Origin of the sequence: Endozoicomonas sp. ALC020 (genome assembly GCF_049275935.1) — a bacterium.
Classification (GTDB): domain Bacteria; phylum Pseudomonadota; class Gammaproteobacteria; order Pseudomonadales; family Endozoicomonadaceae; genus Endozoicomonas_A.
In genome coordinates this window covers 3992807-4012307 of the sequence record NZ_CP184830.1, presented here as the reverse complement: position 1 = coordinate 4012307, position 19501 = coordinate 3992807, and the positions used below count along the sequence as shown (strand labels likewise).

Genomic DNA, 19501 nt, shown 5'->3' with positions numbered 1-19501 from the left:
ATATTTTTTGTGAAATCTGCTCAGACATGCAGGGTATGAAGCGTCGGTTAAAGAGTAGAAACAGATTACAATCGACTTTTATATACAATTTTCATCTTACTATTTAGGCCTGAGGGCACAGCACTCTGAAATAATCCATATACACTTGGGCGTAGTCTCTTTAATTACGACTTTTCTAACCTTCGTGCGGGGACGTGAAGATGAGCATCGCCCGGAAACTGCACATGTTTCTAAACCAACATAATGCGGAATACGAACTTGTTTCCCACCCATACTCAGAAAGAGCGATGAATACGGCACACTCCGCCTGTATTCCAGTCAAGAATATGACGAAAGCTGTCGTTCTCAGGGACAACAGGGGTTATGTCATCGCTGTCATGCCCTCAATGAACAAACTCATGCTGCGCTGGATCAACGCCAAGCTGGATCGACATCTGAATCTGGTTTCAGAACAGGAATTGAAACACCTTTTCCCGGACTGTGAGGATGGTTCGATTCCTGCTATCGGCACTGCTTATGGCATGACCACCTGCTGGGATGACGAATTGAATTCATTACAGGACCTGTATCTGGAGTCTGGTAACCACAGGGAGCTGATTCATATGAACCGTAATCAGTTCAAGGCATTGCTTCAGGGAGAAACCCATGCTGCCATCAGTTGCGACCCAGACGAAATGGAAGCCTATTGCAACTGAAAAAACAGCTGAGGGTCGATAACCGCTGAAGACTCTATAGCCAGTGACGGCTCTCTTCAGCGGGTCATTTTTTTTACAAAAACCACCACAAAGAGTGCCAGCGTGAAGCTGCCAATAAAGGCCTCAATGGCTGCAAACAATCTTGAAAGACCCACGGGAGCCAGATCTCCGTAGCCCAGTGTGGTAAAGGTCACGACACTGAAGTACAGTGCCTCCAGCCAGTTAATCAGATTATTATAAAAAGGCTGGCCCGCCTGGTACTGAACCATTGTCCCACTATCCTCAATACCCAAAAAGAAATAAAAAAGGGAAAAGAAGACAATAAATGACACTGAAAACAGAACCACTCTTTCGGGCTTTTCGCCATAGCCGCTGAGCAGATCGACAATCTTTGAAACCACCCTCTGCCGGGAGATGAGGGGAAACCGGTATCGGTTGAAGGTCCTTTCCCGGTAAAAAAACTCACCAGCATTATGAAACAGTCCCTGCGCTTCACAATGTTTGCGAATATTTCTGGCTACTTCTTCAGCCTCCTCAAATAACTCGCTGGACTGGCGTTTATCGCCTTCCCGGCTGGCCTGATGAGCTTTTTCTTCCTGCAGAAAAGTATCACCAAAATCAACATGCTCAATTCGGGCCGACTTAAAATTAACACCCAGAAGGTTTGCTCCTATTAAACGGGTACGATGTAGATTTGCACCACTTAAGTCCGCTTTCAGTAAATTACAACCGGAAAGGTCTGCTCGATAAAGATGAGCTTTAACAAGGCTGCAACGACTCAAGTCACTACTGATCAAGTGATAGACTTCACCCTCAGGAGAGACAAGATTCAGATTATCGAGATGAGCGCCTTTCAGATAAAACCCCTCCATCATGGTACTTTTATGAGCCCGCTCTTCCAATAATGCTCTGACATCGGCACCGGATTTATCAACGTCCCTGTCATGCCAAAAGCAATAGTCACTGCCTTCTAAAGCCGACTCACTACAGGGGCCGGATCGCTCGCCAATATAACGGCATCGATGGTCATCTTTAATCGGCATGACAAAATAGCCCAACCTTTTTCAATAAGTGCTCCATACTGTGTCGGCAAAATAATCAGAAGTGTTTACCATCTGCTTTTTGAATTTCCTGACCGGCTCATGCAATTCAACACCCAGACGTGTATGCTTAGCCGCTTGAAACTATTACTTGAATATCTTCCATCTCCCGGTGAGACAGAAGATGGTTTTATTGCATACCGCGTACACAGCGGACACACAGGTAGCCTCGTGATCACCCTCTACGGAATCAGCAACTGCGAGCTTTTTATGTGACTTAAACCATATAGATTCTTTTGTATTCTCCGACAGGCTTCTACCTTGTTATAATGGTTTGGTTTAGACAGCTTCTAGAGGGTTTTAGATGATTGCGATTGAAATGTGTGCTGGTGCAGGAGGTCAGGCGCTGGGGTTACATGAAGCAGGCTTTCAACATGCGGCACTTATCGAAATCGATCATCATGCATGTGAAACCTTACGGCTAAATAACAGGCAGCTTGGCCTCGGCTGGGGTGATATTATCCAGGGAGACCTGAAAGATTTTGCCAAATCATCGGCTGAATATGCCAATCGTATCGATCTTGTTGCTGGCGGGGTTCCTTGCCCCCCATTTAGTAAAGCGGGTCAGCAATTAGGCCATGAGGATGAGAGAGACCTGTTTCCCACTGCTTTGCGGGTTGTGAATAAAGTAAAGCCAAGAGCAGTAATGCTTGAGAATGTTCCCGGCTTATTTGAGGAAAAATTCCGCTGGTACCGGGACAAGATATCCGCTGAACTTTCTGCCATGGGATACGAAAGTGAATGGAAGTTACATCAAGCGAGTGATTATGGTGTGCCTCAGCTCAGGCCTAGAGTTATTCTGGTTGCAATGTCTCAGGAAGATTTCAGAAATTTCATCTGGCCTGAGCCAGCAGGAAATACGGCAACTGTCGGTGATACTCTGTATGACCTGATTTCAGAAAGAGGCTGGCAAGGTGCAGCCGAGTGGCGAGAGAGAGCTAATAAGATCGCCCCCACACTGGTTGGAGGTTCCAAAAAGCACGGCGGACCTGATCTCGGCCCTACTCGCGCAAAACGTCAGTGGCGGGAACTGGGAGTTAATGCTCACCGATTGGCCAATGACGACGAAATTCCGGGATTAGACTTCAGGGGTGCAATGAAAAGAGACGGATCTATTCAAGAAGGTTGTGAAAATATGCCTCTTCTCAATGTCAGAATGACTGCACGAATTCAAGGCTTTCCTGATGATTGGAGCTTTTACGGAAGTAAAACACACGCCTATCGACAAGTAGGAAATGCTTTTCCCCCTCCAGTTGCCAAAGCTATCGGGTCTCAGATTATCAAAGCACTACGCGCTGAGCCAAAGGAATGCGCTGCATGAGCATACTATCTGAAGAGAGAACTAATTTTCATCGCTATCTGATTGAGAATGAAATTCTCACTCACGCCCCTTTTTTCAAATTTGATGCCGAATACATATGCAGCAATGCGGATAATGGGCAAAAGCATAGTGTTCTGGTTGCAAATTTGCTTGCCACAAAGGTTGCAAAAAAAGCAGGAGTAATATTAGTTGAGCGCAAAAAGAAAGATGGTCAGACACTTGGCAACGAGTTCGAAGAAGCTTGTGCCCTATATCTGAAGAACACTTTTTTGAGATTAGGAAGCCTCAGGCCGGGAAACTGGGAAGTCCGGAAGATCAGCAGTAGAAAACAATCTGTACTTGGAAAATACGAGCAATACACACATCTTGCTGAGCTGGGACGACTGGCTACTGAGCATTTGGAATTGCGGAACTTTCTGGGCGACGGTTACACCCTTGCACCTGATGTGATTATCTCCCGCATTCCAGAACAAGACGAAGTTATAAACATAAGCTCCAATATCGTAGATAGCGACTCTTGCCATCAGGCAATGCTTAGAGCGACGAACCATAAAAGCGCAATATCTCATATTCTTCACGCAAGCATATCCTGCAAGTTTACTATGCGCTCTGACCGGTCACAGAATACAAGAACTGAAGCCCTGAACCTTATCAGAGCCAGAAAGGGGCGTTCACCACATATTGTATCCCTGACTTCAGAGCCCACGGCCAGCAGAATTGCCTCCCTTGCCCTCGGAACGGGTGATTTAGATTGTGTTTATCACTTCGCTTTATATGAGTTGAGAGAAGCGCTGGTAGAACTTGATGCTGATGATGCGCTTGATCTTCTTGACTCTATGGTTGATGGAAAAAGGCTGAAAGATATCAGCGACCTCCCTCTTGATCTGGCCATTTAATTGACAAGATAAAATAGAATTTTCTTATGATTACTCTTTACGGAATCAACAACTGCGACACCGTTAGAAAGGCCCGTAAGTGGCTTACTGCTGCCGGTATTGAATACCGGTTCCATGACTACCGCAAAGACGGCCTGGACAAGGCTTCTCTGCAAACCTGGTCCAATGAACTAGGCTGGGAAGCACTGCTGAATCGTCGTGGCACAACCTGGCGACAGCTACCAGAGCAGCAAAAAGCGTCTGTCGATGAAGCCTCAGCCATTGAGTTAATGCTGGAGCAACCCGCTATAATCAGGCGACCCTTGCTCGACACAGGCTCCAAAAGAGTTCTGGGCTTTTCAGACAAGCAATATCAAACACTTTTTCAGTGAAACGCCTGACTCTTTTCAAGCAGGCAGAATAACAAAGCCCCTTGCAATCGCTGCAGAGGGCTGTCTCCAATTTGATTTGAATATCAGGGGAAGTAATTTATGAACCAAACTCTTTTCAGTCTTGCGATTGGTGTAGGCAGTAAAAACACGAAAGGCGACTGGCTGGAAGTATTCTATCCTATGCCTCTGCTGAACCCATCGGAAAAGCTGGTTGCAGCGATTATCGAGCTCGTTGATTACACTGGCGGCAACACCTGCGTTGAGCTGGACAGTACAACCTGTCATGCGCTTGAAGAGTCTTTCGTCAATCTGGGTGAGGAAGCTCTGGCGAAAATGATGCTGAGCCTTGAAGAAAGTGATCAGCCCCGTGTCATTACTTTTCTGGAAACGGACGACACCCTGAACAGCACGCCTGAAGCTTACCTGAAGCTGCATCTGCTCTCACATCGTCTGGTTAAGCCCCATGGTGTCAAACTGCAAGGGATCTTCCCTCTGTTGCCCAACGTTGCCTGGACCAGTGAAGGAGCTATCGACCTGACAGAACTGCCTGAGCGCCAGCTGAAAGCTCGTGCTGAAGGCCGCTACATCAGCGTAGACTCAGTGGATAAGTTCCCGAAAATGACCGATTACGTGGTCCCTGCCGGAGTGCGTATCGCCGATGCGGCCAGGGTTCGTCTGGGCGCTTATGTTGGTGAAGGCACCACGATCATGCACGAAGGCTTTATTAACTTTAATGCCGGCACCCAGGGTAAGAGCATGATTGAAGGTCGTATCTCTGCCGGTATTATGATTGGTGAAGGTTCTGACCTGGGCGGTGGTTGCAGCACCATGGGTACCCTCTCGGGTGGTAACGACATCGTCGTTTCCCTGGGCGAAAACTGCCTGATCGGCGCCAATGCAGGAATCAATATTCCACTGGGCGACCGTTGCACCATCGAAGCCGGTCTGTACCTGACGGCTGGCAGCAAAGTCAATGTCCTGGACGATCAGAGAAACGTGGTTGAAACCGTCAAAGCCAGCCAGTTGAGTGGCCAGTCTGACCTGCTGTTCCGTCGCAACTCAATTTCCGGTGCCATTGAATGCCTGACCAATAAGTCGGCTATCGCTCTTAACGAAGACCTGCACGCTCATAATTGATAAGTCAGGGCTTTCAGCGCTCTGAACAATTCGGACTACTAAATGAATAAACCAGTCCATTTCTGGCCAAAGCCTTATAAACTTTATTTGAGGTTCTGGTCAGTCGACTGGTTTCTTCTATCAGGCCTATCGAACGGAATGGCCACTCTGTAAGATAAGCGACTTTGATCGATTAATTTCTACCCCTTATCGGCTAATGACTATCGACAAAATCCGGTAGCTTTCATGACATTTTGAATCTCGAAAAGTGAAACCTCTGAAAAGTGACCACTCTTCCAGCAAATCATCCCTCTGACGCCTCTCTGACGCCAGTTGTTGTCAAAAAAACAGCCTGATCTCAGCCTGCCTCTGACAATAAAACCAAACCACCGGAAAACAGTCATCTGGAGCAGGATTCAACGCTCCCTATAATCAACACAAATGGTCTGCATTCATTCTCTTGCAGACCAGACTCTAAAACCATGGATAGGAGTAGTACCATGTCTGCAAGGATGCTGAGCACGTTAGCTATCGTTTTCCCTCTGCTGTTCACGGCAGGTTGTTCCACCACCTCTTCACAGACTCAACCTCAGAAGCCTCACTGGTCGACCTGTATGGCCCAAGGGGGGGTAGTTATGGGGATCCCCGGAGCGGCTTACAATATGGCAACCGGTGGTGCTGCCCTGGTGGCAGGAGCACTGATCGGTGGCACAGCCTGCGCCATGGCAGACCCTGTTACTGAGCCTGAGGGTCCAATGGTTACTAATGGTGTAGAAGAGATGTCCACCGTTAACTTTGACTTTGACTCTTCCAGACTGAGATCGGGCGATCTGGAAATGCTGAACACGCTGATTGGTCAGCTGGATCATGACAGCCACATCGAAATAGTCGGCCACGCCTGTGAGATAGGTTCCCGCTTATACAACCAGAAGCTTTCTGAAAGAAGAGCTGAGGCCGTTAAAGACTACCTGGTGAGCAAAGGGATTCCAGAAGAAAACATGAACGTCAGAGGCAAAGGTGCAGATCACCCACTACGCGGGAATGATACAGAAGAGATGAGACAGGAAAACCGTCGTGTTGAAATCATGCTGAAATGATACCGGCCTGACAGCTAAAACCCCGGCTTGCCCGGGGTTTACTTTTTTGTCATCAGACCGGGAGCTCTACCTCATTGATCCTCAGCAATTCGACTGGCTACTGCACTCTTCTGTTCCTTGTATTTTGCGTCTTTTCGTTTGTTGTAGGGGCGGTCTGCGGTACCACTCATGGTCTCGAAATTAATGGCTCCTATGCCCATTCCCGGTCTCAAAGCCAGTGGCAGTTTGCCACCGTTGAAAAACTCCAGCACAATCTGACCACTCCAGCCCGGGTCAATCCGGTGAGCGGTGACATGCACCATCAGACCCAGTCTCGCCAGAGAAGATCGACCGTCCAGCCAGCCAACAATATCATCGGGCAAGGTAATGGATTCACGGGTAACTGCCAAAGCCAACTCGCCCGGATGAAGGAAAAAAGCTTCGCCATCATTCAGGGCAATCTCCTTGCTCATGATGGAGTCCAGCACCCGATTAATCTCTTCTCTGGGACCACTGATGTCCACAAAAGGGGCTGCATGATCGTTGAACACCCTGAAACTGTTTCCCAGAGTCAGGTCAACACTGACCCCACTGATCTTGCCAGAGCCGGGACGGGGCTCAATAATGATTTTTCCACTGTCGAGGCAAGCTTCTATATCCCGATCACAAAGTCTCATGGTCTATTTTTCCAGCAGCAAGAAGGGAGTGTCTCAACCACAACCCCCAGGATGTTATTAAACGTCATTATACGTGCCCGACAATCAAAGGCGGTAGCCCTCTCCTCGCTTTCTCTGCTACACCTGTTTTTGTTGCTAAAAGCCTCTAAAATGGCTCTGATTGTTGTCAGCAAATAAGATCAGAATGAATGTTTTAGTCGTTTATGCCCACCCGAACCCGGAAAGCTACAATGGAGCACTGTTCAGAATGACCTGTGAACAGTTGACTCTGGCCGGGCACAATGTACACCCACTGGATCTTTATGAGATTGAATTTGAAGCACGAATGTCCCGTGAAGAGAGACTGAACTACATGACCCGTAACAACACTGACGGGATCGAAAACCAGGTTGCCAAACTGAAATGGGCAGAAGCAGTGGTCTTTATCTACCCCACCTGGTGGATGGGCCCTCCGGCGATTTTAAAGGGCTGGCTTGACCGGGTCTGGCTACCCGGAGTTGTGGCAACCTATGGACCTAAAGGTCTGGAACCGGGCCTGACCCGTATTAAAAAGTTCCTGATCATTACTACCCAGGGGTCATCCCGCTGGCGGATGGCTCTGATAGGCAATCCGCCCAGAAAAATGTTCAGGCTCTCACTGAAAGTGGTATCCCGCTGCAAAGATATAAAGTGGCTGGCGCTTTACGGTATGGACAAAAAAACAGAGGAAGATCGAAAGCAGTTTATGAAAAAAGTCAGTAAGCACCTGCAAGGCTTCTGAAAAACGGGAGAGCAGCCTCTCCCCGTTTTAGTTAGTCGTCACTGAATGAGATGGTTGGCGCTTCGGGCTTCTCAGTATTTTTTAATGCCAGTTCCGCAGCCATCCGTTTAGCCATATCCCTGTAGATCATGGTGATCTGTGAGTCCGGCTCAGAAACCACAGTCGGCTCTCCTGCATCAGACTGTTCACGAATCATCATGGACAAAGGCAGTGCAGCCAGCAGATCAACACCAAACTGGTCAGCAATGCGGGTTCCTCCCCCTTCGCCGAAGAGATGCTCGGTGTGACCGCATTCAGAGCAGACATGCATAGCCATATTTTCAACCACACCCAGCACCGGGATATTGACCTTATTGAACATTTCGATGCCTTTTTTAGCATCGATCAACGCCAGATCCTGCGGTGTAGTCACAATAACACTGCCAGTGACGGGTACTTTCTGAGCCAGTGTCAGCTGGATGTCCCCGGTGCCCGGAGGCATATCGATAAACAGGTAATCAAGATCATTCCACAATGTCTGGGTCAACAGTTGCTGCAGAGCACCACTGACCATGGGACCGCGCCAGACCACCGGAGTATCTTCTGTCACCAGAAACGCCATGGACATGGCCTGAATGCCGTGAGCCTCAATGGGAATAAAGAACTTTTCATTTTTGACTTCCGGACGGGTACCATCAGGCAGGCCCAGCAACATCCCGATACTGGGACCATAAATATCGGCATCCAGAACACCAACTCTGGCACCTTCTGCGGCCATCGCCAATGCCAGATTGACAGTGGTGGTCGACTTACCCACACCGCCTTTTCCGGAAGCCACTGCAATAATGTTTTTGACACCGGACAGAGCTTCCAGCTCACCCTGAACCGGCGCACTGGACACACGCCAGCCGACAGAGACTCTGGCACTTTCAACACCGGGAAGGTTCTCGATCTTGGCAGCCAGTAACTGCTCAATGCCCCCCTTCAAGCCTTCTGCCGGGTAGCCCAGTTCGACCTTCAGGGTGACTTTGCCCGACTCAATGGAAAGCTCTTTGATACAACCTGCCGTGACCAGGTCCTGTTTCAGAAAAGGATCGTGATAGCCTTGAACAGCGGCTTCAACCGCAGCACGATCTGGGACACTCATGGGCGTCAGACTCCAACCGTTTGAATGGCAGATAGACTAATGATTTCGTTGTTATTCTGCCAGTAAAAAACGAATTTACTGACCATTGGACAGCGACTTTTTCAACTTCTCAAAAGCAGAGCGGCCCGAGTCAGGATCAATGCCCTGCTTTGCCATGGTTTTTCGCAGCGCCTGCTCAGCCTGCTCATCGGCAACCCTCACGGCTTCTTTCGAGCGACTGTCTTCAATACCTTTCATGATTGAAGCCTCAAGATCCTCACCATCAAGAACCCGGTTACAGAGTATGTTGTAATTTCGCTCAAAGATGGGAAAGGCGACTCTTTGCTCTTCACTTCGCAGGGTCATCCAGCCCGTTTCCCGTGCTGCCAGATAGACGGCAATGTGAGACCAACGAGAGTCGCGGCTCTGCTCAGGCGCATAGCAGGCTTCGTAATAAGCTTGCAGAGGCTTTTTCAAGCCCATCTCATCATGATGCAGCTTACAATGTTCGCGTATCTCGCTGAGATCAGGAAAAAATTTAGTGGTATCCAGAACTTTTTGACCAGCCCTGACAATCCTGGCAGGCTTGAATTCTCCGAGCCCCTGAATCCAGACTTTCTTCGCTTCTACCAATGAAGCATCGGTTGGGAAGGCTTTTTTAAACTTTAACGGGAAGGCGGCTTCCAGCATGGTAAACAGAGTATTAATGGCATACTTTGTCTGTTGAGCTCTTTGCAAGGTTTCACGACTGGTCGTCTGACTCGTCGAAGTCGAACTGGAGTCCATCTGCCCAGCTGGTGTCTGTAAGTTTTTCGACAGTTGATTTATGAGTTCGTTGCCCTTCTTCACTTTGACCCCGCTTCCACTGGTAGATCACATGGTTCTTGAACTTATTCTGCCAGGCTTTGCGAGCTTCACCGGTCTCCAGCCAGTAGAGCTTGAATTCCGGAAGTTGGGCAAGGGTAAAGTCTGCCGGAATACCGTGGTGCGCCTCAAGAAACTCTATGTAAACTGCATCAGGCGTAAAATCCTCAGGCAGAGGCTGAACCCTGGCGCCCTCCGCAAGCGTCTTCGACTGAGCGGCTGTCGCTCCAGTCGTCTGTCGGGCAAACACAGGATGTTCTTCTCCACGTTCCTGAGCAAAATCCTGAAATGGAGACCTGTCTCCGGAAGCCCACTCTCTTCGCAGTTTTTGCTTCTGGCGTTCTTCGTCAGTCATGAATTTAACAATACCTGCCTTCCCGGCTTCGGTCTACCGGTTGTAATAATGGAACAGCCCTGCGCTGTCAGATAAGGCCAAAGGCGAAGACGCCAGCCAGAGACAGGATCATTCCTCCGTTAAGGAGGCAGAAACCTGTCTTAAGATTTTGTGCTGAGTAAATCCCTTCGGGAGCCTGAAGCCAGGCCGGACAGAACCCATTTACTCCCGGAATTTGTCCCATACCTGTAACGGGAAGCCGGTTATTTTAACGCCAGTAAAGCCGGATTGAATAGCGGTATTTTTACTTTCTTCGGGCGGTTTCACCCAGACCAGACCTGTCATGCGCTGGCGACTTTTCCTTTGTAGCTTTTAAGTGATCTTACTTTTTTCACAGGGACAAAAATTTCATCTGAACACGAGATAAATTTCAGTGGCTATTGATTTAAAGTAAGCTGTGTTGCCAAAATAACCCTCTTCAAGGCCTCTCATAGCAGCACTTTGTTCTGCTTCGCTGAGGTAGCCCCACACATCACCGATTTTTAAATCGGTACCCGATCAAGATTTTTTGGTCGTTCGGTTAACTCCTTGCAAGCACTATTGTCGGTTGCATCGTATGCTACTCGAATTGGAGATAAAAACAGGCACCTATTGACATATCACCCACTAACACCTAGTTTTACCCTAACACGCCCGCCATGCCTCTCGACGAAGCACACTCTGGCGGGTTTTTTTATTGCCAGTTAATAATAGAAAGCACATTTTCGACAATAAAAACAAATGGTTACTTTCAGCAAGCACGCATTAAGCCTCAACGAGCAGATTGAAACTTTGATTGCCAGAGGCTTGGTAGTTGCTGACCCTGTCAGAGCCAAACGCTACTTAAAGAATATTAGTTACTTCCGTTTAAGTGCCTATACCCGCCCGTTCTACATCCCCAGATCGGGTGATGGTCATCAGTTCATTTCAGGCACATCATTTGAAGATGTCCTGGAACTGTATATTTTCGACAGAGAGTTGAGACTTCTCCTTTTAGATGCCATTGAACGAATAGAAGTTGCACTGCGTGCTCAATTAACACAAGTTCTCGCTACACGACACGGTCCTCATGGGTATCTTGACCCAAACATTTTTAATAGCCATTACAATCACCAATGGCTGATTAGTGAACTGAAAAGCAAGTCTGAGAGGAGGAAGATGGAGGTATATCTGGAAAGCTATCAACGGAAGTACCCTGATTCACCAGTACAACCACCGTTATGGATGGCACTGGAACTTTTAAGCTTCAAACAAATTTCAGAACTCTTTGCCAATCTTCGCTCCCCGGAAGATCAGAAGCCTCTTACAAAGCATTTTGGTTTTCAATTTACAGTACTTAAAACCTGGTTTCGTTCACTGTCTGATTTACGTAATCACTGCGCTCATCATTCAAGAATCTGGAATAGAGAGTTTGGTACCAGCCCCGTATGGCCAAGAAAAGCACCAGCAAATTGGATATATATCCCTGAGAAAATTACGGTTCCCTCATCACCTGCACAAACCATTAATCCACGGCGACGGCTTTACTATCAGCTGGTTATTATCGAAACGCTATTGAGCAGAATTAGCCCCGGAAGTGGCTGGGCCACCAGGCTTAACGGGTTGATCTCAAGAAATCCAGCGATTTCAAGAGTACATATGGGGTTTCCGGCTAACTGGGAAAAGGAACCCTTATGGACTCGTGCAGGCATTCAACCTAAGTAAACTTTCAGTAGCTGTTAGTTCGAAGTAAGCTTTGCCGCTGATAAAGGGTTTCCGGGTCGACCAGAATATCTCTGGATATGGAGGAGTTAAAGTACTTCAATAGCGGCCTCTTTACTTAAGTCTTAGCCTTAGCAATAAGAATTATCGTATACTGCCCACCTTTACCCTCTTTCAATTTGCCAGCAACACAGTACTCGAATGAGCCAACGTAAAATACTTGTCACCAGTGCCCTGCCCTATGCCAATGGTCCTCTGCATATGGGACACCTGGTGGAATACATTCAAACCGATATCTGGGTTCGTTTTCAGAAGCTGTTCGGCAACCAATGCACTTACGTCTGCGCCGACGATGCCCATGGCACCGCCATCAGCCTGCATGCTGAAAAGCAGGGCATTTCGCCAGAAGAGTCTGTCGCCCTGATCAACAAAGAGCGCATTCGTGACTTTGGTGATTTCCTGGTGGAGTTTGATAATTACCACTCCACCCACTCTGAAGAAAATCGCAAACTGTCTGAAGCCATTTACCTGAAGCTGAAGGAAAATGGCCATATCGCCAGCTGCAACATCACACAGGCGTATGACCCTGAGAAGCAGATGTTTCTGGCGGATCGTTATATCAAGGGGGAATGTCCAAAGTGCGGGGCAGACGACCAGTACGGTGATAACTGTGAAAAATGTGGCGCCACCTATTCTCCCACCGACCTGAAAAATCCCAGGTCGGCTATTTCCGGTGCGGTTCCGGTAGAAAAAGAGAGTGAGCACTTTTTCTTCAGACTTTCAGATTTTGATGGCTTCCTGAAAGAGTGGACCCGTTCCGGCACCATTTCCGACGAGATTGCCAACAAGTTGGCCGAGTGGCTGGACGCTGGCCTGCAGGACTGGGATATTTCCCGCGACGCGCCTTACTTCGGCTTCGAAATTCCCGGTGAGCCCGGTAAATACTTCTACGTCTGGCTGGACGCTCCCATCGGCTATATGGCGTCTTTCGAGAACCTGTGCCAGAAAAGAGACGACCTGAACTTTGACGATTACTGGAAAAAAGACAGTGACTGTGAAGTGCATCACTTCATCGGCAAGGACATTGTCAACTTCCATTGCCTGTTCTGGCCTGCCATGCTGGAAGGTACGGGTTATCGCACACCGACCTCCGTCAATGTTCATGGTTACCTGACAGTGAACGGCGAAAAAATGTCCAAGTCCCGTGGCACCTTTATTACCGCCCGGACTTATCTGGAGCACCTGGACCCGGAGTATCTGCGTTATTATTACGCCGCCAAACTGTCCAGTCGCATCGATGACCTGGACCTGAACACAGAAGACCTGGTTCAGCGGGTAAACTCTGACCTGGTCGGCAAAGTGGTTAACATTGCCAGTCGTAACGCCGGCTTTATCAAGAAGCGTTTTACTGGAAAATTGTCTACCAACAACATGATCCCGGAGCTGACAGCCGACTTCCAGAAGACCGGAGAGCGCATCGCAGAACTCTATGAAGGCCGTGAATTCGGCAAAGCCATGCGTGAAATCATGGCTCTGGCTGACAAAGCCAATGCCTGGATTGACGAAGTGAAGCCCTGGGTTGTTGCTAAAGAAGAAGGCAAGGATCAGGAACTGCACGACATCTGTTCAGCCGGTATTAACCTGTTCCGTTTGCTGATGATCTACCTGAAGCCGGTTCTGCCTGCTATGGCGACCAGGGCAGAAGCCTTCCTGAACATAGAGCCTCTGCGCTGGACCGACAGCCAGACCCTGCTTCTGGATCACGGGGTGAACAAGTTCAAGCCTCTGATGACCCGTGTCGAGTTGAATAAAGTCGAAGCCATGATTGAAGCCAGCAAAGAGGTACTTGCCAAAATGTCTGAGCAAAAACCTGCTGAAACCTCTGCCTGCAACGAATGGCTGGAAAAAGAGCCTGTGGCTGAGCAGATTACTTTCGATGACTTTGCCAGGGTGGATCTGCGTATTGCCAAAATTGTCAATGCCGAGCTGGTAGAAGGCGCTGGTAAACTACTGCGATTAACTCTGGATATTGGCGAAGCAGAGCCTCGCAACGTATTCGCCGGCATAAAGTCTGCCTATGCCCCGGAAGCCCTGACCGGCAAGTATACGGTTATGGTCGCCAACCTGGCACCTCGTAAAATGAAGTTTGGCGTGAGTGAAGGGATGGTTCTGGCCGCCGGCCCCGGCGGTAAAGATCTCTGGATTCTTGAGCCCCATGAAGGTGCTCAACCCGGAATGCGTGTCATGTAATCCACAATACTCAATCATACCCTGTTAAAACCCTCCCCCTCCCCACCGAGCTGATTCGGTGGGAATTCTCATAAGGAGTATCGCTTGCTTTTTTCTGACCTGGCTCTGCACGAACGGCTGCAAAAAGCCCTGACTGAAAGAAATTTCAGCGAGGCCACCCCCGTCCAGGTGGCAGTGATTCCCAGAGCGCTGGATGGCAAAGATCTGCTGGTCAGCTCCGAAACCGGCAGTGGCAAGACGGCGGCATTCCTGCTGCCTGCCCTGAATCATTTCGAGAACACTCCAGCCCCCCGCTCCAGCACCCGAATGCTGATTCTGGTGCCCACCCGGGAGCTGGCCCGACAGATTCTGAAAGAGACGGAAGCCCTGGCCCGTTTTACCCAGATCAAAGCCGGACTGATTACCGGTGGCGACCCGTTTCGTCACCAGGTCAATACATTGAGAAAGAATCCGGAAATTCTGATCGCCACGCCGGGCCGTCTGCTTGAGCACATGGAGAACAACAATACCGACTTTAATGATCTGGAATACCTGATTCTGGATGAGGCTGACCGCATGCTGGATTTTGGTTTCAGTCCAGACATCCTGAAAATTGCCTCTGAATGTCGTCAGGATCGACAAACCATGCTGTTCTCTGCCACCCTGCAACAAAAAGGGATGGGTGTACTGATTGACTTGGTTTTGCGAGAACCTGAAACCCTGACCTTAAATACGGCCAGAGAAAAGCATGAGAACATCCATCAGCAGGTCGTACTGAGCGATGATCAAAAGCATAAGGAAAAGCTGACTCGCTGGCTGTTGGAAAACGAGCCTTTCGAGAAAGCCATTGTTTTCACCAATACCCGTAACCTGGCTGACCAGCTGTGCGGTTTCCTTCGCTACAGTGACCTGAAAGCCGGTGTTCTGCATGGTGAGATGGATCACCAGGAACGAAAAAAGATGATGGCCATGCTGGCTTCAGGCCAGATCAATATTCTGGTGGCTACCGATGTCGCAGCCAGAGGTCTGGATATCAAAGGGATTGAGCTGGTCATTAATTTCGATATGGCTCGCAATGGCGATGACTATGTTCACCGCGTCGGCCGCACTGGACGAGCCGGTGAAAAAGGTCTGGCCATCTCCCTGATTGGCCCCAACGAATGGAACCTGATGTCAGGCATAGAGCGTTATCTGAAAACACGCTTTGAAAAACGCTCAATCAAGGAGCTGAGAGGCAGCTGGAAAGGCCCTAAAAAGCTGAAGGCTTCGGGAAAAGCCGCCGGCAGCAAGAAAAAGAAGGTCTCCGACAAGACTAATGCTGGAAAAACACGGCAGCGCAACAAAAAGAACCTGGGTAAGCGCCGTAAACCCGCCAGCCAGGACACCACTGAATCGGTTGATGCCGGTTTTGAGCCTTTAAAACGCAAGAAAAACTAATCCTTCCTGAACCGTTATGAGAGCGGGTTTTCTCAGACTTTAGTCTAGAAAAAACCGCTTTAACCTCAACAAATCCCTTCCTACTGAGAACTTAACTGCACATTCCTTGTCCAATAACAATATAAGCCATTAAAAAATTGGAGGAAGGGAATGAAAAATCTAATAAAAATTAAGCTATTCAGCGTGCTTGTTTGCCTGGCCAGCTTCGTCAATGCCGGAAACTTATGTAACCTGCCCTCAGGGAACTACTCGGGCATGTCTAAAGTTACGCTTGATCGCTCGACCGACAAGGTGGAACAGTTTCAAGTGGAACTGAAAATCGGCTCCGACAATAACAGCTTCGGCTATATCAAGCTGTATGAGCTGGATATGGACTCTTCAGGCACACTCCATCATAACCTGATCAAAAATGAGTATTTCACGTTGAGTGGTTGCAGCTCTGGCGCAACTTTCAAGCTGAAAGGCCCTGAGATCGAGGGTTTTCTCAAGGTGATGAACATTAATCAGAGCCTGGGAGAAATCACCATCACAGGGGCTATCAATACTTATGAAGAAGGTCTTTATGGCGTGGCTCAATGGCTCTATGACAGTGCCGGATCAATGATTGGATCCGAAGGTAAGTACGAGATAGATTTTCGCAGACTGCCCTTGCGCCTGCGCAAGCAGATCTGAGTTGCACTCCCGCTCCAGTGAGAGCGGGTAAACCCCAATGCACAACGCCAAAGACTGCTGTACAATCCTCTGCCCATTTCATGTCTTAGAGGTCTGCAGATCAAAATGACTGATTTTTCATCCCTTGGTTTGTGTAAACCTCTCCTTCAGGCAGTCACCGAACAGGGTTATAAAAAAGCCTCCCCGATTCAGGCCAAAGCTATTCCTATGGTTCTGACCGGCCGCGATGTCATGGCATCCGCCCAGACCGGAACGGGCAAAACAGCTGGCTTCACCTTGCCGCTGCTGCACCGTCTGTCAGAAATGCGGACGCTCAAGAACCATCCTGTTCGCGCCCTGATCCTGGTACCTACCCGCGAGCTGGCTATTCAGGTTGGCGAAAGCGTCGTTCGCTATGGTTCAAACCTCTCTCTTCGCTCAGCAGTCGCATACGGCGGTGTTGATATAGAGCCCCAGGTGGCAGCGCTTCAGGCTGGAGTGGATGTGCTGACGGCAACACCGGGGCGACTGCTGGACCTGATCCGAAAACAACATGTGACCCTGGACCACCTGAAAATCCTGGTTCTGGATGAAGCCGACAGAATGTTGGACCTCGGCTTTAAAAATGAGCTGGATCAGATTCTTGAGGTTCTGCCCGCCAAACGTCAGAATCTGCTTTTCTCTGCAACCTTCTCCAAGCAGATCAAGGCGCTGGCCCATGAGTTCCAGCGTCATCCGGTCAAAATTGAAATAGAGAATCCAAACTCTGCTGCCAGCACAGTCAAACAGTCGGTCTATCCTGTGGATCAGCAGGATAAACCGGAAATCCTCAGCTATATCATTGAAGGTGGCAAGTGGGAGCAGGTTCTGGTTTTCGTGCGCACCAAAAAAGCCGCCGAAAAAGTTGCAGACCTGCTCGCTGACGAAGGTATCAGCGCCACGGCACTGCACAGTGACAAGAGCCAGCCTGTTCGCAGCAGAACGCTGGTTGAGTTTCAGGCGGGTGCTTACCGGGTTCTGGTAGCCACTGATGTTGCTTCCAGAGGGCTGGATATGGATCAGTTGCCACTGGTGGTAAACTACGACCTGCCTAAAGTGCCGCAGGATTATGTGCACCGTATTGGTCGAACCGGTCGTGCTGGCAGCCCGGGGCGAGCGATCTCCCTGATGAACCCGGAAGAGAAAAAACTGCTGGAAGCCATTCGTAAGCTCATTAACAAGCCCCTGAACGTTGAGCCAGTGCCTTATTTTGAGGACGGTGTTAAGGTTACTTTGAGTGACGAGGCGCCCTCCAAAAAGTCTGGCAAGCCGCGCTCAACTTCAGCTCATCCGGGAAAAAAGCCTGCTGGTAATAAAAACAGGCCAGCATTCAAATCAGGCTCCGGCAACACTCGAAAAAAACCTTCCCAATCTGGCAGACCGGTCAAAGGTCGCAGATAATCAGGAAAACCGGCTCCATTGAGCCTCATGACAGCCCCTTATCCATGAGGGGCTTTTCTACCGCCACAGCCCCAGTCACAGGTTATCGCTATGGAAGATGTCATTGATGAACTCCGGGAAGGTGCCGTCGAGGTACCTACACCATTGGAGCTTCCTGACGAAGATGAGATTATCGAAGCTGAAGAGCAGCTACTGCTTCCGATTCCTTCCGACTTCCGGGAGTTTCTGCTGCAAGTCAGTGACCTTGTTTTTGGCTCCATGGAACCCGTTACCATTAAAGACCCCTGCTCTCACACCTACCTGCCTGAAGTTGCGGCCATCGCCTGGGACCAGGGAATGCCCAGAGATCTGCTGCCGCTCTGTGAGCATAATGGCGACTTTTATTGCGTGTCTGCGGAAGGTGAAGTAGGCCTTTGGACAGCAGGCGACCTCTCGGAAACCACCTGGCCTTCGGTCTGGCACTGGGCTAAAGATGTCTGGCTGCAAAGCTAGTTTATGTAATAAAACCAGACCAACCAACAGAGTGTGTGTGAGTATTAACTGCACTGGCAGCCGGTGCTTTCTCTTTGCTATCCTTATCGGCTGGTCTGATTCCTGACCAGAAAGTTAGTCGTCTTTCGCCTGAAGGAGGCTGTAACACACCGCACCGGATTTACGCTCCGGCCAGCAACAGGACCCTATATGTCAATCGTCGTTTGTGCGCTCTATAAATTTGTTACTCTGGATAACTTTGAAACCATTAAGCCTGAACTTCTGAAAGTCATGGAGGGCCATGGCGTTCATGGCACTCTGCTGCTTGCCCGGGAAGGTATTAATGGCACCGTTGCCGGTACCCGAAATGCCATAGACCAGCTCCTGGTCTGGCTGAAAAGCGACCCCCGTCTCGCTGAAATTGAGTATAAGTTATCCTACACCGAGGCGATGCCTTTCAAACGAACCAAGGTCAAACTCAAGAAAGAGATCGTCACCATGGGTGTGGAAGGTATTGATCCCAACCATGTTGTCGGAACCTATGTCGATGCCAAGTCATGGAACGATTTGATCAATGATCCGGAGGTTCTGGTGGTTGATACCCGCAACGATTATGAAGTCCAGGTAGGCACCTTCAAAAATGCGATCAATCCCAACACCGAGACCTTCAGGGAGTTTCCTGAATACGTCAGGGATCACCTCAACCCCGGGCAACACAAGAAAATTGCCATGTTCTGCACTGGTGGCATTCGCTGCGAAAAGTCGACGGCCTATCTGAAAGAACAGGGTTTTGAAGAGGTCTACCACCTGAAAGGCGGGATTCTCAAATACCTGGAAGAAATACCCCAGGAAGAATCCACCTGGGAAGGCGAATGCTTTGTTTTTGATGATCGTGTCACCGTCAATCATCAGCTTGAAAAAGGTCAGTACGATCAATGCAACGCTTGTCGTCTTCCTATAACCGTTCAGGACCAGCTCAGCGAACACTTTGAACAGGGCGTCAGTTGCCCTCACTGCTATGACAGGCACACACCGGATCAGAAGCAACGTTTCCGTGAACGTGAACACCAGATTCAGCTGGCAAGACGACGTGGAGAAGCTCACCTCGGAGGTGAGGTCGGCAATACCGTTTTGAATCGAAGAAAAGCCAAACAGGCTTTTCGTGAACAACAACGCGCTCTGGCAGCCACAAAGCAGTAATACCAATCAAACTTTCTA

20 protein-coding genes are annotated in these 19501 nt (G+C 49.2%); 14 read left to right on the top strand and 6 right to left on the bottom strand.

All coding sequences use genetic code 11. The features are described 5' to 3' along the window. The first annotated feature begins 224 nt into the window (after positions 1–224). Entirely contained in the window at positions 225–695 is a 471-nt protein-coding gene (locus ACOJUO_RS15015; RefSeq protein WP_422132837.1) for an aminoacyl-tRNA deacylase, read from the top strand. Positions 696–751: 56 nt separating this feature from the next. On the opposite strand, the gene ACOJUO_RS15010 is transcribed toward ACOJUO_RS15015, so the two are convergent. Further along, a complete protein-coding gene (locus ACOJUO_RS15010; RefSeq protein WP_422137395.1) occupies positions 752–1738 on the bottom strand; it encodes a pentapeptide repeat-containing protein in 987 nt (328 codons plus the stop codon). 361 nt (positions 1739–2099) lie between these two features. On the opposite strand from ACOJUO_RS15010, the gene ACOJUO_RS15005 reads away from it, so the two are divergent. The 5 genes from ACOJUO_RS15005 to ACOJUO_RS14985 all read left to right on the top strand — a co-directional run bounded on the left by ACOJUO_RS15005 (position 2100) and on the right by ACOJUO_RS14985 (position 6596). Then, the gene (locus tag ACOJUO_RS15005; RefSeq protein ID WP_422137394.1) at positions 2100–3116 is read left to right on the top strand and encodes a DNA cytosine methyltransferase; all 1017 of its coding nucleotides are present in this window, start codon (positions 2100–2102) and stop codon (positions 3114–3116) included. After that, complete coding sequence (locus ACOJUO_RS15000) at positions 3113–4012, top strand: NgoMIV family type II restriction endonuclease (RefSeq protein WP_422137393.1); 900 nt, start codon at positions 3113–3115, stop codon at positions 4010–4012. The genes ACOJUO_RS15005 and ACOJUO_RS15000 overlap by 4 nt, the downstream gene beginning before the upstream one ends. Positions 4013–4038: 26 nt before the next feature. Next, positions 4039–4383 (top strand): ArsC family reductase, encoded by a 345-nt coding sequence (locus ACOJUO_RS14995; RefSeq protein ID WP_422137392.1) that lies wholly within the window; start codon positions 4039–4041, stop codon positions 4381–4383. Between the two features lie 99 nt (positions 4384–4482). Continuing rightward, on the top strand, positions 4483–5520 hold the full coding sequence (gene dapD, locus ACOJUO_RS14990; RefSeq protein ID WP_422132831.1) for a 2,3,4,5-tetrahydropyridine-2,6-dicarboxylate N-succinyltransferase: 1038 nt from the start codon (positions 4483–4485) through the stop codon (positions 5518–5520). A 479-nt stretch (positions 5521–5999) separates the two neighbouring features. Beyond that, positions 6000–6596, top strand: coding sequence for an OmpA family protein (locus tag ACOJUO_RS14985; protein WP_422137391.1), 597 nt, complete (start codon positions 6000–6002; stop codon positions 6594–6596). Positions 6597–6667: 71 nt separating this feature from the next. Here the strand turns inward: ACOJUO_RS14985 and dcd are convergent, their stop codons facing one another. Continuing rightward, positions 6668–7252, bottom strand: coding sequence for a dCTP deaminase (gene dcd, locus ACOJUO_RS14980; protein ID WP_422137390.1), 585 nt, complete (start codon positions 7250–7252; stop codon positions 6668–6670). Between the two features lie 184 nt (positions 7253–7436). Here dcd and ACOJUO_RS14975 point away from each other — a divergent pair, with 184 nt between their 5' ends. Beyond that, positions 7437–8012, top strand: a complete 576-nt coding sequence (locus ACOJUO_RS14975; RefSeq protein WP_422132828.1) for an NAD(P)H-dependent oxidoreductase — start codon at positions 7437–7439, stop codon at positions 8010–8012. 31 nt (positions 8013–8043) lie between these two features. On the opposite strand, the gene apbC is transcribed toward ACOJUO_RS14975, so the two are convergent. From apbC to ACOJUO_RS14955, 4 genes are all read right to left on the bottom strand, one after another. Continuing rightward, a complete protein-coding gene (apbC, locus tag ACOJUO_RS14970; RefSeq protein WP_422137389.1) occupies positions 8044–9138 on the bottom strand; it encodes an iron-sulfur cluster carrier protein ApbC in 1095 nt (364 codons plus the stop codon). Between the two features lie 75 nt (positions 9139–9213). Then, positions 9214–9903 carry a replication protein P gene (locus tag ACOJUO_RS14965; RefSeq protein ID WP_422132826.1) on the bottom strand — a complete coding sequence of 230 codons (690 nt, stop codon included), beginning with the start codon at positions 9901–9903 and terminating at the stop codon, positions 9214–9216. Continuing rightward, positions 9860–10336, bottom strand: a complete 477-nt coding sequence (locus ACOJUO_RS14960; protein ID WP_422132825.1) for a DnaT-like ssDNA-binding domain-containing protein — start codon at positions 10334–10336, stop codon at positions 9860–9862. The genes ACOJUO_RS14965 and ACOJUO_RS14960 overlap by 44 nt, the downstream gene beginning before the upstream one ends. Positions 10337–10537: 201 nt before the next feature. Continuing rightward, positions 10538–10660 (bottom strand): hypothetical protein, encoded by a 123-nt coding sequence (locus tag ACOJUO_RS14955; protein ID WP_422132824.1) that lies wholly within the window; start codon positions 10658–10660, stop codon positions 10538–10540. 435 nt (positions 10661–11095) lie between these two features. Between ACOJUO_RS14955 and ACOJUO_RS14950 the strand changes: the two genes are divergently transcribed. The 7 genes from ACOJUO_RS14950 to ACOJUO_RS14920 all read left to right on the top strand — a co-directional run bounded on the left by ACOJUO_RS14950 (position 11096) and on the right by ACOJUO_RS14920 (position 19483). Next, on the top strand, positions 11096–12058 hold the full coding sequence (locus ACOJUO_RS14950; RefSeq protein WP_422137388.1) for an Abi family protein: 963 nt from the start codon (positions 11096–11098) through the stop codon (positions 12056–12058). Between the two features lie 198 nt (positions 12059–12256). Continuing rightward, a complete protein-coding gene (gene metG / locus ACOJUO_RS14945; RefSeq protein ID WP_422137387.1) occupies positions 12257–14305 on the top strand; it encodes a methionine--tRNA ligase in 2049 nt (682 codons plus the stop codon). Between the two features lie 84 nt (positions 14306–14389). After that, a complete protein-coding gene (locus ACOJUO_RS14940) occupies positions 14390–15721 on the top strand; it encodes a DEAD/DEAH box helicase (RefSeq protein ID WP_422132823.1) in 1332 nt (443 codons plus the stop codon). A gap of 150 nt (positions 15722–15871) precedes the next feature. Beyond that, a complete protein-coding gene (locus ACOJUO_RS14935; RefSeq protein ID WP_422132822.1) occupies positions 15872–16393 on the top strand; it encodes a hypothetical protein in 522 nt (173 codons plus the stop codon). A 105-nt stretch (positions 16394–16498) separates the two neighbouring features. Next, entirely contained in the window at positions 16499–17812 is a 1314-nt protein-coding gene (locus ACOJUO_RS14930; RefSeq protein ID WP_422132821.1) for a DEAD/DEAH box helicase, read from the top strand. Between the two features lie 90 nt (positions 17813–17902). After that, the gene (locus tag ACOJUO_RS14925; RefSeq protein WP_422132820.1) at positions 17903–18304 is read left to right on the top strand and encodes an SMI1/KNR4 family protein; all 402 of its coding nucleotides are present in this window, start codon (positions 17903–17905) and stop codon (positions 18302–18304) included. 189 nt (positions 18305–18493) lie between these two features. Beyond that, entirely contained in the window at positions 18494–19483 is a 990-nt protein-coding gene (locus ACOJUO_RS14920) for a rhodanese-related sulfurtransferase (protein WP_422132819.1), read from the top strand. Positions 19484–19501: the final 18 nt, after the last annotated feature.

Bases quoted from the DNA above. Each gene is read 5' to 3' on its own strand.
- ACOJUO_RS15015 (WP_422132837.1), top strand. From the start codon at position 225: ATGTTTCTAAACCAACATAATGCGGAATACGAACTTGTTTCCCACCCA.
- ACOJUO_RS15010 (WP_422137395.1), bottom strand. From the start codon at position 1,738: ATGCCGATTAAAGATGACCATCGATGCCGTTATATTGGCGAGCGATCC.
- ACOJUO_RS15005 (WP_422137394.1), top strand. From the start codon at position 2,100: ATGATTGCGATTGAAATGTGTGCTGGTGCAGGAGGTCAGGCGCTGGGG.
- ACOJUO_RS15000 (WP_422137393.1), top strand. From the start codon at position 3,113: ATGAGCATACTATCTGAAGAGAGAACTAATTTTCATCGCTATCTGATT.
- ACOJUO_RS14995 (WP_422137392.1), top strand. From the start codon at position 4,039: ATGATTACTCTTTACGGAATCAACAACTGCGACACCGTTAGAAAGGCC.
- dapD (WP_422132831.1), top strand. From the start codon at position 4,483: ATGAACCAAACTCTTTTCAGTCTTGCGATTGGTGTAGGCAGTAAAAAC.
- ACOJUO_RS14985 (WP_422137391.1), top strand. From the start codon at position 6,000: ATGTCTGCAAGGATGCTGAGCACGTTAGCTATCGTTTTCCCTCTGCTG.
- dcd (WP_422137390.1), bottom strand. From the start codon at position 7,252: ATGAGACTTTGTGATCGGGATATAGAAGCTTGCCTCGACAGTGGAAAA.
- ACOJUO_RS14975 (WP_422132828.1), top strand. From the start codon at position 7,437: ATGAATGTTTTAGTCGTTTATGCCCACCCGAACCCGGAAAGCTACAAT.
- apbC (WP_422137389.1), bottom strand. From the start codon at position 9,138: ATGAGTGTCCCAGATCGTGCTGCGGTTGAAGCCGCTGTTCAAGGCTAT.
- ACOJUO_RS14965 (WP_422132826.1), bottom strand. From the start codon at position 9,903: ATGGACTCCAGTTCGACTTCGACGAGTCAGACGACCAGTCGTGAAACC.
- ACOJUO_RS14960 (WP_422132825.1), bottom strand. From the start codon at position 10,336: ATGACTGACGAAGAACGCCAGAAGCAAAAACTGCGAAGAGAGTGGGCT.
- ACOJUO_RS14955 (WP_422132824.1), bottom strand. From the start codon at position 10,660: ATGACAGGTCTGGTCTGGGTGAAACCGCCCGAAGAAAGTAAAAATACC.
- ACOJUO_RS14950 (WP_422137388.1), top strand. From the start codon at position 11,096: ATGGTTACTTTCAGCAAGCACGCATTAAGCCTCAACGAGCAGATTGAA.
- metG (WP_422137387.1), top strand. From the start codon at position 12,257: ATGAGCCAACGTAAAATACTTGTCACCAGTGCCCTGCCCTATGCCAAT.
- ACOJUO_RS14935 (WP_422132822.1), top strand. From the start codon at position 15,872: ATGAAAAATCTAATAAAAATTAAGCTATTCAGCGTGCTTGTTTGCCTG.
- ACOJUO_RS14930 (WP_422132821.1), top strand. From the start codon at position 16,499: ATGACTGATTTTTCATCCCTTGGTTTGTGTAAACCTCTCCTTCAGGCA.
- ACOJUO_RS14925 (WP_422132820.1), top strand. From the start codon at position 17,903: ATGGAAGATGTCATTGATGAACTCCGGGAAGGTGCCGTCGAGGTACCT.
- ACOJUO_RS14920 (WP_422132819.1), top strand. From the start codon at position 18,494: ATGTCAATCGTCGTTTGTGCGCTCTATAAATTTGTTACTCTGGATAAC.